Here is a 16,200-nt window from a genome sequence, read left to right on the forward strand (position 1 = left end):
TCACGCCCTCAGCGTCTCCTCCAGCTTCCGAGCCACCGCCCCCGCCTCGTCCCCCGGCAGCGGCGCCCCCGAAGCCGACGTCACGTAGAACGCGTCCACGGCATTCGCACCCAGCGTGCTCACGTGCATGCTCCGCACCCGCACCGCGGAGTCCTCCAGCGCCGACCCGATCCGGAACAGCAGCCCCGGTGCGTCCTGAGCCCGCACCTCGATGACCGTCGCGTGCCGGGAGGCCGCCGAAGCGACGGTCACCCGGGGCGGCGGGGCCACCCAGCCTCGGCGGCGGGGGTAGGCCGCGTCCCGCTCGGCCAGGCGTCCGGCGATGTCCAGGGAGCCGTCCAGCGCGCGCACCAGGTCCGCGCGCAGCCGGGCGGCCTGCGGCAGCGAGCCGTACTCCGCCGCCACCCGCCAGTCGAGGAGCAGCACCGAACCCTGGTCCACCCCGTCCGGCAGCTCCAGTTCGCGCAGCTCTGCCGTGCGGACCGTCAGCCGGTGCATGGCCAGCACACCGGCCACCGCCGGAAGCACACCCGGCTGGTCCGGGACGGCGATCAGCAGCTCCACCCCCAGCGGCTCGCCGGGGTCCATCTCCTCCTCGTGGGTCTGCGCGCGCAGCGCCAGTACCGGCCCGCCCGTGCGGTGTGCCTCGATGGACAGCCGTTCCTGTTCGGCGGTGGGCGCGGACGTGGACGGCGCCTCGGGCTCGTCGCCCGCGAGGACCGCGCCGACCCGTTTGACCAGCTCCGTGACGAGGGAGCCCCGCCACGAGGACCACGCCGCAGGCCCCGTGGCCAGCGCGTCCGCCTCGGTCAGCGCGTGGAGCAGCTCCAGCGTGCTCTGCGTGCCGACCGCCTCCGCGACGGAGCGGACCGTCGCCGGATCGTCGAGGTCGCGCCGGGTCGCCGTGTCGATGAGCAGGAGGTGGTGGCGTACGAGGGTCGACAGCACCGCCACGTCCGTACGGTCGAACCCGATGCGCGCGGCGACGTCCTTGACGATGATCTCGCCCGCCACTGAGTGGTCGCCGGGCCACCCCTTGCCGATGTCGTGGAAGAGCGCGGCCACCAACAACAAGTCCGGTCGGCTCACCCGGCGTGTGAACTCCGATGCGCGCACGGCCGTTTCGATGAGATGCCGGTCGACGGTCCAGATGTGGACGGCGTTGCGCTGGGGGCGGCAGCGAACCCGCTCCCAGTCGGGCAACAACCGGGTGATCAGCCCCTCGGCCTCCAGGGCTTCCCAGACGTCGATGGTGGGCTGGCCGGAGCCGAGCAACGTCACCAGTTGCTCGCGGGCCTCGGCGGGCCAGGGGGTCGGCAAGGGGCGTACCGTCGCCGCCAGCCGGCGTACGGCGTGCAGCGACAGCGGAAGCCCCGCCTGTGCGGCAGCCGCAGCCGCGCGCAGCGGCAGAACCGGGTCCCGTTCGGGGCGGGCGGCGCGGGCCAGCACGACCTCTCCGTCTTGCTCGACCACGCCTTCCGCGAGCGGCGACCGCTCCACGACCTGTTTCCCGCCGCCGAGCATGGCCCGCAGCCGGGGACGGACCGCACGCGACCGCAGGACCCGGCCGACCTCGCGCCAGGTGACGTCGCTGGCGTAGGAGATGAGCCGGGCGGATTCGTAGACCTGCCGGAGCAGGGTGTCGGCGTCGAGGAGGCCGAGTTCGGCGGCGACCTGGTCCTGTTCCTGGAGGGCGAGGCGGTCGGTGGCGCGTCCGGTGGTGAGGTGGAGGGCGTCGCGGACGTCGAGGAGTCTGCGTCGCGCGTCGTCGAGTCCTTCGCGGGGTGCGTCGGCGAGCCAGGACGCGGCGACGGCGCGCAGGGCGGTGGCGTCGCGCAGGCCGCCGCGGGCTTCCTTGAGATCGGGTTCGAGGAGGTACTGCAACTCGCCCTGGCGGTCGGCGCGTTCGGCGCAGAGTTCGCGGAGTTCGGGGAGGCGTTTGGGGGCTTGGTTGCGCCAGTCGGCGAGGATCGCGGTGCGCAATCCAGAGGTGAGGCCGAGGTCGCCGGCGAGGTGGCGGGCGTCGAGGAGGCCGAGTTGGACCTTGAGGTCCTCGCCTGCCGTCTTGCGGGCCTCGGTGGGGGTGCGGACGGAGTGGTCGAGGTCGAGGCCGAGGTCCCAGACGGGGTACCAGAGGCGATCGGCGACGGTGGCGACGGCCTTGGTGTCGCTGCCGTCGTGCAGGAGGAGGAGGTCGAGGTCGCTGCGGGGGGAGAGTTCGCCGCGTCCGTAGCCGCCGACGGCGACGAGGGAGATGCCTCTGAGGTCTCCGGTGGCGGAGGCGAACAGGCCGGCCAGCCAGTCGTCCGTCAGTTCGGACAGGGCGCTGCGGCGCTGCGGCCCGGCCGTACCTCCCTCGGTGAGGAGGTGCAGCCGGGCCGCCGCGTAGCCGCTGGGTCCCGAGTCCTGTTCTTCGCTTCGCTCGTCCGTGCTCGTCACCCAGCGACTCCTGTTCTGTTCTTCGGTCAGAGCGCGTCCGGGCCGCGCTCGCCGGTGCGGACCCTGACGGCCGTGTCGACCGGGAGGGACCAGACCTTGCCGTCACCGATCTTGCCGGTGCGGGCGGCCTTGACGATGACGTCGATGAGCTGTTCGGCGTCGTCGTCCTCGGCCAGGACCTCGATGCGGATCTTGGGGACGAGGTCGACGGTGTACTCGGCACCCCGGTAGACCTCGGTGTGTCCCCGCTGCCGACCGTAGCCGCTGGCTTCGGTGACCGTCAGTCCGTGGACGCCGAAGGCCTGGAGGGCTTCCTTGATCTCGTCGAGCCGGTGGGGCTTGACGACGGCGGTGATGAGCTTCATGCGTCCACCTTCTTGGACTCGGCACCGACGCCCGCGGGGACGGCGGCGGACTTGACGATGCCGCCGCCGGCGCCGCTGAAGTCGTAGGCGGTCTCGGCGTGTTCGGCCTGGTCGATGCCGGAGATCTCCTCGTCCTCGTCGACGCGCATGCCGAGGGTCTTGTCGATGAGGAAGGCGAGGATCGCGGAGGCGATGAGGGAGTAGGCGAGGACGGCGCCGACACCGGCGAGCTGCTTCCAGAGCTGGTCGGCGTTGCCGCCGTAGAAGAGGCCCTTGACGTCGGACTGGCCCTTGCCGCTGGCGAAGAAGCCGATGAGGACGGAGCCGAGGACACCGCCGACCATGTGGACGCCGACGACGTCGAGGGAGTCGTCGTAGCCGAACTTGAACTTGAGGCCGACGGCCATGGCGCAGACGACGCCGGTGATGAGGCCGATGCAGATCGCGCCGATGGGGGTGATCGCGCCGCCGGAGGGGGTGATGGCGACGAGGCCCGCGACCGCGCCGGAGGCGGCGCCGAGCGTGGTGAAGGCGCCGTGGCGGATCTTCTCGTAGGCGAGCCAGCCGAGCATGGCGGCGGCGGTGGCGATCTGCGTGTTGACGAACATGAGCGCGCCGACGCCGTCGTCGTTGCCGAGCCAGGACCCGGCGTTGAAGCCGAACCAGCCGAACCACAGGAGGCCCGCGCCGAGCATGACCAGCGGGAGGCTGTGGGGGCGCATCGGGTCCTTCTTGAAGCCGACGCGCTTGCCGATGACGAGGATGACGCCGAGGGCCGCCGCGCCCGCGTTGATGTGGACGGCCGTGCCGCCGGCGAAGTCGATGACGCCGAGTTCGAAGGCCCAGCCGCCGGTGCCCCAGACCCAGTGGGCGACGGGGAAGTAGACGACGGTGGCCCACAGGACGACGAAGAGGGCCCAGGCGGAGAACTTGACGCGGTCGGCGATGGCGCCGCTTATCAGGGCGGGGGTGATGATGGCGAACATCATCTGGAAGACGGCGAAGACGAACACCGGGATGGTGTAGCCGGACCAGATGTCCATCTTGTCGATGCCGGACCAGCCGACGAAGTCGGACTCCCAGCCGATGAGGGAGCCGTGGTCGGTGCCGAACGCCATGGAGAAGCCGTAGAGCACCCACAGGACGGTGACGATGCCCATGCTGATGAAGCTCATCATCAGCATGTTCAGGGTGCTCTTGACGCGGACCATGCCGCCGTAGAAGAAGGCCAGGCCGGGGGTCATCAGCAGCACCAGGGCGGAGCAGATGAGCATGAAGCCTGTGTTGGCGGCAGACAGTTTGTCTGCGGCGATGGTGATGGCTGGAGCCATCGGCGTCTCCTCGTCGTCGTACGGCCCCGTGCGGGCGAAGCCTCGGCTGCGGAGTGGGGGCGGGCCGGTTATGGGCCTTGAGACTGGCGCAGCGCGGTTTCGGCCCGGGCCCCTCGCTGTTTCGCGGGGGTGACGAAGGGGTCGCCTGTGTTACGCGTCGATGAATTGGCTGATGTTGGCCGCGAGGATCGTTATCGTGGCGCAACCTTCCCCTTCCGGACACAGGCCGGCCGCGGCCGGCCTCCGAAATGACCTGGCATGGGGGAGCCGAGTCGGGCAGTTCGGGAGGGCCGGCCGCGGCCGGGGTCGCGGGGTCCGACGGGTGCGTCAGACGGCTTCGGCGGTCTCGGGGAGTTCGGCGGCGAGGCGGTCGGTGAGGTCGACGACGTCGGTGAGGTCGCCGAATTCGCGGGCGGCGTTGTCGACGGTCTTTCGGATACGAGTGTTGACGCGTTCGGAACGGACCCGCTTGGCGGCGGCCATGGCCTCGGTGGCGTATTTCGCGCTCTGTTCGGGCTCCCGCTTGAGGAGGTGGACGGTGGCGACGCCGATCAGGTTGAGCGCGTAGGAGCGCTGGTAGTCGTCGGACTCCTTCGCGAAGAGGTCGACGGCGCGCAGCATCAGGGGTTCGGCGAGGGAGGCGTACGTGGGGCTGCGGCCGGCCACGTAGGCGAGGTCGCGGTAGGAGTGGCTGTTCTCGCCGTACAGCTCGGCCTCGGTGAAGAAGCCGATCCAGTCGGGGTCGGGCTCGTCCCAGTCGGTGGCGTCGGCGAAGGTGTCCTCGGCCATCCGCACGGCGCGTTTGCAGCGGCCCGGCTGGCCCATGTTGGCGTAGGCGCGGGCCTCCATCGCATACAGCATCGACTGGGTGCGCGGGCTCGCGCAGTCGCGGCTGCCGTACTGCGCGAGGTGGATCAGCTCCAGCGCGTCCTCCGGCCGTCCGAGGTGGATCATCTGGCGGCTCATGTTGGAGAGGATGTACGAGCCGAGGGGGCGGTCCCCGGCTTCCTTCGCGGCGTGCAGGGCGAGGACGAAGTACTTCTGCGCGGTGGGCTGGAGCCCCACGTCGTACGACATCCAGCCGGCGAGTTCGGCGAGTTCGGCGGCGACCTTGAAGAGGCGTTTGGCGGTGGACTCGGGGTGGGGTTCCTGGAGGAGGTCGGTCACCTCGTGGAGCTGGCCCACGACGGCTTTGCGGCGCAGTCCGCCGCCGCACTGGGCGTCCCACTTGCGGAACATCGAGGTCGTCGCCTCCAGCAGCTCCAGTTCCTGCCGGGAGAGGCGGCCCCTCGCGCGGCTGGTGGGCAGCGGGCCGGAGGCGCGGGGGGTGCTCGGCGGGGAGGGGACCAGCCAGCGCTGCATGGGTTCGATGAGGGTGGGTCCCGCGGACAGGGCGAGGGAGGTGCCGAGGAAGCCGCGGCGGGCCAGCATCAGGTCGCTGCGGGAGAACTCGCTGAGCAGGGAGATCGTCTGGGGGCCGGTCCAGGGGAGGTCGACGCCGCCGGAGGAGGGGGACTGGCGGGCGGCGCGCAGGCCGAGGTCCTCGACGGAGACGACGCAGCCGAACCGCTCGGAGAACAGCTCGGAGAGGATGCGCGGGATGGGTTCGCGGGGGTTCTCGCCGTCGAGCCAGCGGCGTACGCGGGAGGTGTCGGTGGAGATGTGGCCCGCGCCCAGCTGGCGGGCGCGGCGGTTGACCTGGCGGGCGAGTTCGCCCTTGGACCAGCCGCTGCGGACGAACCAGGAGGAGAGCAGTTCGTTCGGACGCTTGTCCGTGCTCGTCCCGCCGCTTTCGTTGCCGCTCACTGGAACGCCCCCATCCCTGAGACCACTTGCGGTACGGACCGCGTCGCCCGACTGCGCCAAGCCTTATCAGAATGCCGGTAAATAGCCCTGCCGTCCGGCGTTTGTCACCCTTCGAACAGAAGGACGACTTGCCGGTGGCATACCCACTGGTGCGTGTACCCCCAGGCCCCGCACACTCAAAGTAATCCTACGATCACCCGTCCGGCCATGGCGTTCCGGGAATCGCCACCATTCGCCACCCCTTCGGATGAACTCAGAGTGGCGCGCACGCGATTGACTTGACGCGGGACGGCCCGAGCGAACGGAAAGGTGCACTCGGGGGCGCGCACGGGCGGCTTCACCACCCTCGCGCCTCAGTGCGCCGCCCCGGTCCGAGGGCGTTCCGGAGATCATGAGTACGGAGAGTCACGCCGCACGCTCTTTGCGTGACCACCGGTGCGTCGGACCCGTTGGAGGGGGCATGGGCTTCACGATCGGCGGCATTCGCGAGATCCGTTCCGGCGCGCGCAGGCGCGGTCGCTCCCCCGAGTGCACGGCCGTCGCCGAGTTAACGGGCCTGTGGGGCTGGGACGTCGTCCCCGGCGCGCACACGGTCTCCGGCGTCTGCTCCTGCGGCCACCCCTGCCGCACCCCCGGCGCCCACCCCCTCGACTTCGCCCCCCACCTCCCGGCGGGCGCCACCCTCGACGAGGCCACGTCCGTCTGGTCCGACTTCCCCGACGCGACGGCGATGCTGCCCGTGGGCCACACGTTCGACGTGATCGAGGTGGCGGAGGCGGCGGGCCGCAGAGCCCTGAGCCGCCTGGAGCGCATGGGCCTCCCCCTGGGCCCGGTCACGGCGACCCCCGAGGGCCGGGCCCACTTCTTCGTGGCACCGGGCGCGGCAGCCTCCCTCCCCGACCTCCTGTACCGCATGGGCTGGGACGACCCGACGACCCTGGACCTGAGGGGCCTGGGCAAGGGCGCGTACATCACGGCACCGCCGTCGGACAGGGGAGGGCTGGGCCCGGTGACATGGCTCCGACCCCCGGACCTGGACTCGGCGACGAAGCCCCCGGCGGCAAGGCTGTTGCTGGGCACTTTGGCGTACGTGGCACACAGGTCAAGGGCATAAAAAAGTGCCCGCTTCTCATAAAAGAAACGGGCACTCTATGCCGTCAGGGGCGCGGGGCTGTGTTCGATGTGCGGCTTCCGCCGCGTGGGCGCGAACAACCACAACGAACCCGCAGCCGCCACACAACAGAACCCGGCACCCCAGTAGGCACCCCTAGTCCCCGATAAGCGCATCGACGAACGCCTCAGGCTCGAACGGCGCCAGATCGTCCGCCCCCTCCCCCAGCCCGATCAACTTCACCGGCACCCCCAGCTCCCGCTGCACCGCCACGACGATCCCGCCCTTGGCGGTCCCGTCCAGCTTCGTCAGCACAATGCCCGTGATGTCGACGACCTCGGCGAACACCCGAGCCTGAACGAGCCCGTTCTGCCCCGTGGTCGCGTCCAGCACGAGCAGCACTTCGTCCAGCGGCGCCTGCTTCTCGACGACCCGCTTGACCTTCCCCAGCTCGTCCATGAGCCCGGTCTTCGTATGCAACCGCCCGGCCGTGTCGATGAGCACGACATCGACGCCCATCTCCTTGCCCTCCTTCACCGCGTCGAAGGCGATGGAGGCGGGGTCACCCCCCTCGGGCCCGCGCACGGTGTACGCCCCGACCCGCTCCCCCCACGTCTGCAACTGATCGGCGGCGGCGGCGCGAAACGTATCGGCGGCGCCGAGCACGACGGTCCGCCCGTCCGCGACGAGCACCCGCGCCAGCTTGCCGGTCGTGGTCGTCTTCCCGGTCCCGTTGACCCCGACGACCATGACGACGCCCGGCTTGCGCCCCTCGGGCTCGGTCTGGACCGCACGGTCCACGTCCGTGCCGACCAGCTTGAGCAGTTCCTCCCGCAGCAGGCCCCGCAACTCGTCCGGCGTCCGCGTCCCGAGCACCTTCACGCGCTCGCGGAGCCCGTCGACGAGTTCCTGCGTCGGCATGACGCCGACGTCGGCGGTGAGGAGGATCTCCTCGATCTCCTCCCACGTGTCGTCGTCGAGGTGCTCGCGCGACAGCAGCGTGAGCAGGCCCTTGCCGAGGGCGTTCTGCGACCGGGAGAGCCGCGCGCGGAGCCGGACGAGGCGCCCGGCCGTGGGCTCGGGGACCTCGATCGCGGGGGCCTCGGGCTCCACCGCGGCCGGCAGGTCGACTTCCTCTATGGTTCGCCGCTCTTCGTCGCGCGGCGTCTCGGCCTCGTCACCGACGTGCGGTTCGGCCGGTGGCGCGGTCAGGTCGGGCGTGGTGGACGGCGGCGGCGCGGGCAGCGACTTCTTGCGCCGCGTCCCGACGACGAGTCCACCGATCGCACCGAGGAGGACCACGGCGATGATGACTACAAGGATGACGGTTTCCATAACGGGTCCAGTATGCGTGACCTCAGGATCGGCGGGCCGTCGCCCACAGAGACCCTCCGGGCCGAGCGGGGTGAGGCAGAGCCGGACCTGGCGGGGCAGTGCCGTGCCGTGCCGGGCGCGCCGGGCAGGGCAGCGCCAGGCGCGCCAGGCAGGGCAGGGCGCGCCGGGCCGGATCGGGCCGGGCGGGGCGCGCCAGGCCGGGCCGGGTGAGGCAGAGCGCGCCGGGTCGGGCCGAGCCGGGCCGTCGTCCGGCGTGGTGTCCACACGCCCCCGCGGCCGGAGCCCCCGTCGGGCACGCGGCAGGCCGGGGCTCGTGTGGCCCCGCCCGGCGTGCGCCGCGCCATCGCCGTATCCCTGGCCATCTGACGCCCCCTCGGCTACGGTCCCTCCCCCACCGACGAAGGGGCCCGCCATGCCCGTCTCCGTGCTCCGCTTCAACCTCGCCGCCCCGGACGCCACCCCCGCCGAGCTCGCGGCCCGCTATCAGGCCGCTCTCCGCATGGCCGCGTACGCCGACGGCCACGGCGTGACGACCGTCCAGACGGAGGAGCACCACGGCGCCGAGAACAACTGGCTGCCGTCGCCGTTCACGTTCGCGGGCGCGGTCCTGGGGGCGACGGAGCGCCTCGCGGTGACCGTCTCCGCTGCGATCGGCCCGCTGCACGACCCCCTGCGGCTGGCGGAGGACATCGCCGTACTGGACCTCCTGAGCGGGGGCCGCCTGATGACGGTGGCCGGGATCGGGTACCGCCGCGAGGAGTACGACCGGGCGGGCGTCCCCTGGGAGCGCCGGGGCCGTCTCCAGGACGAGCTCCTGGAGACGCTCCTCCAGGCGTGGACCGGCGAGGACTTCACGTACCGGGGCCGCAAGGTACGGGTCACCCCCCGCCCGGCGACGGCCCCGCACCCCCTGCTCCTGGTCGGCGGCTCCTCCGAGGCCTCCGCCCGCCGGGCGGCCCGCCTGGGCCTCCCCTTCTTCCCCAGCGCCCATCTCCCGGCCCTGGAGTCGTACTACACGGCCCGCCTGAAGGAGTACGGCACCGAGGGCTGGGTCCTGATGCCCCCGGCCGAGACCCCTCTCCTCCACCTCTCGGAATCCCCCGACCGGACCTGGCGGGCCTACGGCCACCACTTCCTCCACGAGGCCCGCACGTACGCCGCCTGGCAGTCCACGGACATCCACTCGGTGGTCCGCTCCTCGGCGACGACCGTCGACGAACTGCGCGAGGAGGGCGTGTACAGAATCCTCACCCCCGCCGAATGCCTGGCCCAGAACCTCGGCAACCTCGTCCTCCACCCCCTGGCCGGGGGCATGCCGATCGAGGAGGGCTGGCGCAGCCTGCGGCTGTTCGCGGAGCGGGTGCTGCCGCAGGCCGGGGACTGAGGGCGCCCCGCATACGAAAGCCGCCGCCCCCGGAGATCCGGGGGCGGCGGTCGTGTTCGGGGAGAAGGACAGCGGGGACTTGGTCCTCCTCCCCGGGATCGGGGAGGGCCTCAGCCCATCTCCTCCAGGGACTTGCCCTTGGTCTCCTTGACGAACCTGAGGACGAAGGGGATGGAGAGGGCCGCGAAGACGGTGTAGATCATGTACGTCGCGGAGAGGTTCCAGTCGGCCAGGGACGGGAAGCTCGCCGTGATCGCCCAGTTGGCGATCCACTGCGCGGAGGCGGCGACGCCGAGGGCCGCCGCGCGGATGCGGTTGGGGAACATCTCGCCGAGGAAGACCCAGACCACCACGCCCCAGGAGAGGGCGAAGAAGAGGACGAAGATGTGGGCGGCGACGAGGGCCGTCCAGCCCTGGGCGGTGGGGAGCTTGCCGTCGACGAGGTCGTACGAGAACGCCCACGCCTCCAGCGCGAGGCCGATCACCATGCCGACGGAGCCGATGAGGGCGAGCGGCCTGCGGCCCACCCGGTCGACGAAGATCATCGCGATGACCGTACCGACGATGTTGATGATCGACGTCGTGAAGGAGTAGAAGAACGAGTCGGTCGGGTCGACGCCGACGGACTGCCACAGGGTGGACGAGTAGTAGAACGCGACGTTGATGCCCACGAACTGCTGGAAGACGGAGAGCCCGATGCCGATCCAGACGATCGGCTTGAAGAAGAAGCCGCCGCCGAGCAGGTCCTTGAACGTCGACTTGTGCTCGCTCTTCATCGCGTGCTCGATCTCCGCGACCCGCGCGTCGAGGTCGGCGCTCTCGCCCTCGACCTCCGCGAGGATCTCCCGGGCCCGCTCCCGCTTGCCGACGGACAGCAGGAACCGCGGCGACTCGGGGATCGCGAAGGACAGCAGCCCGTACAGCACGGCCGGTACGACCATCACACCCAGCATGACCTGCCAGGCTTCGAGCCCCATCAGCTTCCCGCGCTGATCCCCGCCGGCGGCGTTCAGCAGCCCCCAGTTGACGAGCTGCGAGATGGCGATCCCGATGACGATCGCGGCCTGCTGGAAGGACCCGAGCCGCCCCCGGTACGCGGGCGGCGCGACCTCGGCGATGTACGCGGGGCCGATGACGGACGCCATCCCGATCGCGAACCCGCCGACGACCCGCCACAGCGCGAGGTCCCACAGCGCGAACGGCAGCGCGGAGCCGACCGCGCTGATCGTGAACAGCACGGCGGAGATCTGCATGCACCGGATACGCCCGATCCGGTCGGCGATGCGCCCGGCCGTCGCCGCCCCGATCGCACAGCCGATCAGCGCGATGGCGATGACCTGCGCGAGCGCGGCGGACCCGATGTCGTACCGGTCCCGGATCGCCTCGACGGCGCCGTTGATGACGGAACTGTCGTACCCGAACAGGAACCCGCCCATCGCCGCGGCGGCGGCGATGAAGATGACGTGCCCGAGATGATCGGGATGAGCCTGGGCTCCGGACTTGGACGCCTGCGCTGTGCTGGTCACGATCAACTCCTCGGGCCACCGGCAACGCTGCCGGCCACGGTCAGCCCCTCCAGTGGCGCACAGCACGCCGCCGCCCACCACCTGAAGGGAAAAGCAACGCCCCAGAGACTATGTCTTCAAGTTGTGAAGTCCAATGCCGGGTGATGTGAGATGACAGTCACTCCTGGATCGGAATGCGTTCAAGTCTTGAATTCAACGCAGTCGCTGCGAGATCACCTTCGACACCCCGTCCCCCTGCATCGACACCCCGTACAGCGCGTCCGCGACCTCCATCGTCCGCTTCTGGTGCGTGATGACGATCAGCTGCGACGACTCCTGCAACTCCTGCATGATCCGGATCAGCCGCTGGAGGTTCGTGTCGTCGAGCGCCGCCTCCACCTCGTCCATCACGTAGAACGGGCTCGGCCGCGCCTTGAAGATCGACACCAGCAGGGCCACGGCCGTCAGGGACCGCTCCCCGCCCGACAGCAGCGACAGCCGCTTGACCTTCTTGCCGGGCGGGCGGGCCTCGACGTCCACGCCCGTCGTCAGCATGTTGTCCGGATCCGTCAGGATCAGCCGGCCCTCACCACCGGGGAAGAGGCGGCCGAAGACCCCCTCGAACTCCCGCGCCGTGTCCCGGTACGCCTCGCTGAACACCTGCTCGACACGCTCGTCCACCTCCTTCACGACCTGGAGGAGGTCCGTGCGCGTCTTCTTCAGGTCTTCGAGCTGCTCGCTGAGGAACTTGTGGCGTTCCTCCAGCGCCGCGAACTCCTCCAGCGCGAGCGGGTTCACCTTGCCGAGCTGCTGGTACGCCCGTTCGGCCGCCCTGAGACGCTTCTCCTGCTCCGCGCGGACGAACGGCACCGGCCGCGGGTCCTCCGCCGGCTCCTCCCCGTCCGCCGGGGGCGACGGCGGTACGAGCTGATGCGGGCCGTACTCCGTGACCAGGCCCTCCGGCTCGACCCCCAGCTCCTCCAGCGCCTTCGTCTCGACCTGCTCGATCCGCATCCGCTTCTCGGCGCCGAGCACCTCTCCCTTGTGCACCGAGTCCGTCAGCTTGTCCAACTCGGCCTTCAGGTCCCGGCCGACGGTCCGCTCCGCCGCCAGCTCCTGTTCCCTCGCGGCCTTCTCCGCCTCGGCCTCGGCGCGGTCGGCTGCCGCCCGCTGTACGGAGACCTCGACGTGGGCCAGCAGGCGCCGGGCACCCTCCGCCACGGCCGTCGCCACGGACGCCTCGTACGCCAGCCTGCGCTGCCGCTGCTCCGCCCTCGACCTCGCCTCGCGCTCCGCCCGCGCCGCGCGGTCCAGTGAATCCGCCCTGCCCGCGAGGGCCTTGACGCGTTCCTCGTGCGTGCGGGCCTGGAGGCGGGCCTCCATCTCCGTCTGGCGGGCGTTCGCGCCGTCCGCCGCGAGGCGGTCGCGTACGGCGGTGTCGGGTTCCTCCTCCACGGGCAACTCCTCGGCGACCGCGAGGCGTTCGGCGAGGATCTCCACTTCTTCCAGGGCCTTGTCCAGAGCCTCCTGCGCACGGGCCGCCGCCGCGGTGGCTCTCTCCGCCTCGCCGGTCGCGCCCCTCGACTGGCCTGCGAGGCGGCCGAGTTGCTGGGCGACCGCGGACTTCTCCCGGTCCGCGGTACGGCGTTGGTCGGCCAGCTCCTCGACTCGGGCCGCGGCTTCCTTGCGGCGCTCTTTCGCGGCGTCCTGTTGTGCCGCCAACTCCTCGCAGCGGACGGCGAGTTCTTCCAGTTCCGCCGCCGCTTCGTCCACGGACGCCTGGACTTCGAGGAGGCTGGGGGCTCCGGCGGAACCGCCGGTGGCGAAGTGGGGGTTGAGGAGGTCGCCTTCTGTGGTGACCGCGGTGAGGTGGGGGTGCTGGCGGACCAACTGCTCGGCTTCTTCGAGGGAGTTGACCACGGCGATGTCGTGGAGGAGGTGGTGGATCGCGGGGAGGAGGTCGGAGGGGGCGCGGACCAGGTCGGTGGCGAGAGGAGGTGTGGCGGGTGCGGGTGTCGCGCCCTTGGAAGGCACTTCTCCCCCTGCCAGCAGCAGCGTCGCCCTCCCCCCGTCCTGCTTCCGCAGCAGCCTGATCGCCTCCGCCGCCTGCCTCACCCCCGTGACCGCCACCGCGTCCGCCGCCGCGCCGAAGGCTGTCGCGAGGGCGACTTCGTAACCGGGCTCGATCGTCAGCAGCTCAGCCGCTGGGCCCAGCACCCCCGTGAGCCTGTCCTTCGCCGCGAGCAGTACTCCCGTGCCGTCCTTGCGGCGCAGGCCGAGGGAGAGCGCTTCGTGCCTCGCCTTGGTCGCCGCGCGTTGGCGTTCCGCCGCTGTCGCCGCTTCTCTCGCCGCGCTCAGCGTTGACTCCGCCTCCGAGAAGGAGCGTTTCGCTGCCTCGTGGGCCTGCGTCAGGGTTTCGTCGTCCGCGTCCAGGCCATCCACCTCGGCCTTCAGGGACTCGTACTCCTCCTGTGCGGCTACCGCTCTCTCCTGCGCGTCGTCGCGGGCGACCGCCAGCCGGTCGATCTCGGACTGTGCCGAGGCCGCGCGGGAGCGGGCCGCGTTGACCTGGCCGCCCAGGCGGGCGAGGCCCTCGCGGCGGTCGGCGATGGCTCGGGCGGCGTCCTTGAGGCGGCGTTCCTCGGCGGCGAGCTCGCGTTCGAGGTCGGCGCGGTGGGAGACGGTGTCTTCCAGGGCGCGTTCGGCGGCTTCGAGGGCGGCTTCCAGTTCCGCTTCTTGTTCGCGGACGCGGGACGCCTCGCGTTCGAGGTCCTCGGGGTCGCGGCCCCGGCGTTCCTCGGGCGGTGCGGAGGTCGCGCTCTTCACGCGTGCGTCGGCGAGGGAGATGGTGCCCCGGACGCGTTCGGCGAGCTGGGAGAGCTCGTACCAGGTCTGTTGCGTGCGCTGGAGGCGGGGCGTCAGGCGGCGGACCTCGTCTTCGAGGTGGGCCTCGCGCTGGAGCGCCTTCTTGAGGTCCCCTTCAGCCGTCTCCTTGCGCTGCTTGAGGGCGGCTTCGTCGGCGATCTCGGTCTGGAGCGCGGCGCGGAGGCGTACGAGGTCGTCGGCGAGCAGCCTCAAGCGCGCGTCTCGGAGATCCGCCTGGATGACGGCAGCCCGGCGTGCGACGGCGGCCTGCCGGCCGAGTGGCTTGAGCTGCCGGCGGAGTTCGTCGGTGAGGTCCTGGACGCGGGAGAGGTTGGCCTGCATCGCGTCGAGCTTGCGGAGCGCCTTCTCCTTGCGCTTGCGGTGTTTGAGGACGCCCGCCGCCTCTTCGATGAAGGCGCGGCGGCCCATGGGGTCGGCGTGCAGGACGGAGTCGAGCTGGCCCTGGCCGACGATGACGTGCATCTCACGGCCGATGCCGGAGTCGGAGAGGAGGTCCTGGATGTCGAGGAGGCGGCAGGTGTCGCCGTTGATCTGGTACTCGCTGGAGCCGCCCCGGAACATGATCCGGGTGATCGTGACCTCGGCGTACTCGATGGGCAGCGCGCCGTCGGAGTTGTCGATGGTGAGGGAGACCTCGGCCCGGCCGAGCGGGGGGCGGCCGGTCGTGCCGGCGAAGATGACGTCCTCCATCTTGCCGCCGCGCAGCGACTTCGCGCTGTGCTCGCCCATGACCCAGGTGAGCGCGTCGACGACGTTGGACTTGCCCGACCCGTTGGGCCCCACGACGCAGGTGATCCCCGGTTCGAACCGGAGCGTGGTCGCGGAGGCGAACGACTTGAAACCGCGCAGGGTCAGGGCCTTGAGGTGCACGCCGTCGGACTCTACCAACGCCGGGCGGCCCGGCGGTTTCATGGCTGAACGCGCCGGGCACACCACACGTTATAGAGAGTGAGCGGGGCCCGATAGAAGACGCCGGGGAAAGAAAAGAAGGGACGCCGAGGCGTCCCTTGCAAATCTTGACAACTCAAACGGTGCCGTGGAGCGGTGCAGCAGCGATCAGGTGAACGCAGGCTCCGGCTGGTGTGCGTCGATGCTCTCCATGAGCCTGTCGTGAGAAGCGGCAGCCGTCAGTGCGTCGTTCTCGGCCTGGATCCGTCCGAGCTCGGATTCCAGATCCTGGACGCGCTGCTGGAGCCGTCGCATCTCGGCGAGGAGTCGCGGGTCGGAACCGCCGACGTAACCGAGAAGCGCCTTTGCCATGATGGATGGTCCTCCACACTGAGTGACCGACCGAAGCGGTGTGGGTCGTGAGGGAATCGCACCCGGCTTCTGGGCAGGATCTGTTGTAGCTGCCGTTCATCCATGCCGAACAGCTAGGTGCGCGGGGTTCCCTCAGCGTCTCACCAAAAAGTTTGACGGTCAACACGATCACGCCCCGTGCGGAGCGGTCCGGGGGGCGAGCACGGCGCCGGTCGGCGGTGCTGCGAGCCTCGCGGAGCCCGGGGGCGCGGCGGTCACACTTGGACGGGGAGCCTGCCAGAGCGCGTGCTTCTTGGCAACCACCTGCTTCTTTTCCTCCGACGCCCCGCCCGCGCGCACCGCCCGGCCGCTCGGGGCTCAGCGGATCGCGAACCCGTCGTACCCGCCGCGCGGTGTGTCCCAAATCTCGGTGACACCGTCCACGCGGCCGGGCGTGTCGTCTCCTGTCAGCCAGTCCAGCAGTCCCTCACAGTCACGCCGGGTCCCCTCGGCGACGACTTGTACGCGCCCGTCGGCCAAATTGAGAGCAAAACCACTCAGCCCTCCGATCTCCAGCGCCTTGGCCCGCGTGAACCAGCGGAATCCCACGCCCTGTACGTGTCCACGGACCCAGGCGACCAGTCGTGCATCCTCGCTCATGGAGGCCACCCAACCAGACCGATGTCGCTCAGGACACTTCCTCCTCGGACGTCATGGGGTACCGTCCCCACCCAAAAGAAACTCACCCGATCGAGTGATTCGGGGCGACCGCGAGGAGTCGGCGACCACAGGGCTCGGG

General features: G+C 70.8%; 11 protein-coding genes. 2 read left to right on the forward strand and 9 right to left on the reverse strand.

Features of this window, described 5'->3' with window-relative positions; all coding sequences use genetic code 11:
- The 4 genes from PV682_RS16175 to nsdA all read right to left on the reverse strand — a co-directional run bounded on the left by PV682_RS16175 (nucleotide 1) and on the right by nsdA (nucleotide 5,941).
- Nucleotides 1-2,439 (reverse strand): [protein-PII] uridylyltransferase, encoded by a 2,439-nt coding sequence (locus PV682_RS16175; RefSeq protein WP_319730284.1) that lies wholly within the window; start codon nucleotides 2,437-2,439, stop codon nucleotides 1-3.
- A 26-nt stretch (nucleotides 2,440-2,465) separates the two neighbouring features.
- Nucleotides 2,466-2,804, reverse strand: a complete 339-nt coding sequence (locus PV682_RS16180; RefSeq protein ID WP_055725071.1) for a P-II family nitrogen regulator — start codon at nucleotides 2,802-2,804, stop codon at nucleotides 2,466-2,468.
- Complete coding sequence (locus PV682_RS16185; RefSeq protein WP_319730288.1) at nucleotides 2,801-4,135, reverse strand: ammonium transporter; 1,335 nt, start codon at nucleotides 4,133-4,135, stop codon at nucleotides 2,801-2,803. Before PV682_RS16185 ends, PV682_RS16180 begins: the two co-directional genes overlap by 4 nt.
- Nucleotides 4,136-4,462: 327 nt before the next feature.
- On the reverse strand, nucleotides 4,463-5,941 hold the full coding sequence (gene nsdA, locus PV682_RS16190) for a transcriptional repressor NsdA (RefSeq protein ID WP_319730290.1): 1,479 nt from the start codon (nucleotides 5,939-5,941) through the stop codon (nucleotides 4,463-4,465).
- 460 nt (nucleotides 5,942-6,401) lie between these two features.
- Between nsdA and PV682_RS16195 the strand changes: the two genes are divergently transcribed.
- Entirely contained in the window at nucleotides 6,402-7,055 is a 654-nt protein-coding gene (locus PV682_RS16195) for a bifunctional DNA primase/polymerase (RefSeq protein WP_319730293.1), read from the forward strand.
- A gap of 153 nt (nucleotides 7,056-7,208) precedes the next feature.
- On the opposite strand, the gene ftsY is transcribed toward PV682_RS16195, so the two are convergent.
- The gene (gene ftsY, locus PV682_RS16200) at nucleotides 7,209-8,387 is read right to left on the reverse strand and encodes a signal recognition particle-docking protein FtsY (protein WP_055724392.1); all 1,179 of its coding nucleotides are present in this window, start codon (nucleotides 8,385-8,387) and stop codon (nucleotides 7,209-7,211) included.
- Nucleotides 8,388-8,799: 412 nt separating this feature from the next.
- Between ftsY and PV682_RS16205 the strand changes: the two genes are divergently transcribed.
- The gene (locus PV682_RS16205) at nucleotides 8,800-9,771 is read left to right on the forward strand and encodes an LLM class flavin-dependent oxidoreductase (RefSeq protein WP_319730296.1); all 972 of its coding nucleotides are present in this window, start codon (nucleotides 8,800-8,802) and stop codon (nucleotides 9,769-9,771) included.
- A gap of 110 nt (nucleotides 9,772-9,881) precedes the next feature.
- Here PV682_RS16205 and PV682_RS16210 read toward each other — a convergent pair whose 3' ends face one another.
- The 4 genes from PV682_RS16210 to PV682_RS16225 all read right to left on the reverse strand — a co-directional run bounded on the left by PV682_RS16210 (nucleotide 9,882) and on the right by PV682_RS16225 (nucleotide 16,061).
- A complete protein-coding gene (locus tag PV682_RS16210; RefSeq protein WP_319730298.1) occupies nucleotides 9,882-11,297 on the reverse strand; it encodes a sugar porter family MFS transporter in 1,416 nt (471 codons plus the stop codon).
- A 192-nt stretch (nucleotides 11,298-11,489) separates the two neighbouring features.
- Nucleotides 11,490-15,032 (reverse strand): chromosome segregation protein SMC, encoded by a 3,543-nt coding sequence (gene smc / locus PV682_RS16215; RefSeq protein ID WP_319730301.1) that lies wholly within the window; start codon nucleotides 15,030-15,032, stop codon nucleotides 11,490-11,492.
- A gap of 186 nt (nucleotides 15,033-15,218) precedes the next feature.
- Complete coding sequence (locus PV682_RS16220) at nucleotides 15,219-15,422, reverse strand: hypothetical protein (protein WP_010353869.1); 204 nt, start codon at nucleotides 15,420-15,422, stop codon at nucleotides 15,219-15,221.
- Between the two features lie 357 nt (nucleotides 15,423-15,779).
- Entirely contained in the window at nucleotides 15,780-16,061 is a 282-nt protein-coding gene (locus PV682_RS16225; protein WP_055721882.1) for an acylphosphatase, read from the reverse strand.
- Between the last annotated feature and the right edge of the window lie 139 nt (nucleotides 16,062-16,200).

The sequence above is a fragment of the Streptomyces niveiscabiei genome (assembly GCF_033794345.1).
GTDB lineage: Bacteria > Actinomycetota > Actinomycetes > Streptomycetales > Streptomycetaceae > Streptomyces > Streptomyces niveiscabiei.

What these genes read in the sequence shown, in the direction of transcription:
- PV682_RS16180 (WP_055725071.1), bottom strand. Translation starts at nt 2,804, where the DNA reads ATGAAGCTCATCACCGCCGTCGTCAAGCCCCACCGGCTCGACGAGATC.
- PV682_RS16185 (WP_319730288.1), bottom strand. Translation starts at nt 4,135, where the DNA reads ATGGCTCCAGCCATCACCATCGCCGCAGACAAACTGTCTGCCGCCAAC.
- PV682_RS16195 (WP_319730293.1), top strand. Translation starts at nt 6,402, where the DNA reads ATGGGCTTCACGATCGGCGGCATTCGCGAGATCCGTTCCGGCGCGCGC.
- ftsY (WP_055724392.1), bottom strand. Translation starts at nt 8,387, where the DNA reads ATGGAAACCGTCATCCTTGTAGTCATCATCGCCGTGGTCCTCCTCGGT.
- PV682_RS16205 (WP_319730296.1), top strand. Translation starts at nt 8,800, where the DNA reads ATGCCCGTCTCCGTGCTCCGCTTCAACCTCGCCGCCCCGGACGCCACC.
- PV682_RS16220 (WP_010353869.1), bottom strand. Translation starts at nt 15,422, where the DNA reads ATGGCAAAGGCGCTTCTCGGTTACGTCGGCGGTTCCGACCCGCGACTC.
- PV682_RS16225 (WP_055721882.1), bottom strand. Translation starts at nt 16,061, where the DNA reads ATGAGCGAGGATGCACGACTGGTCGCCTGGGTCCGTGGACACGTACAG.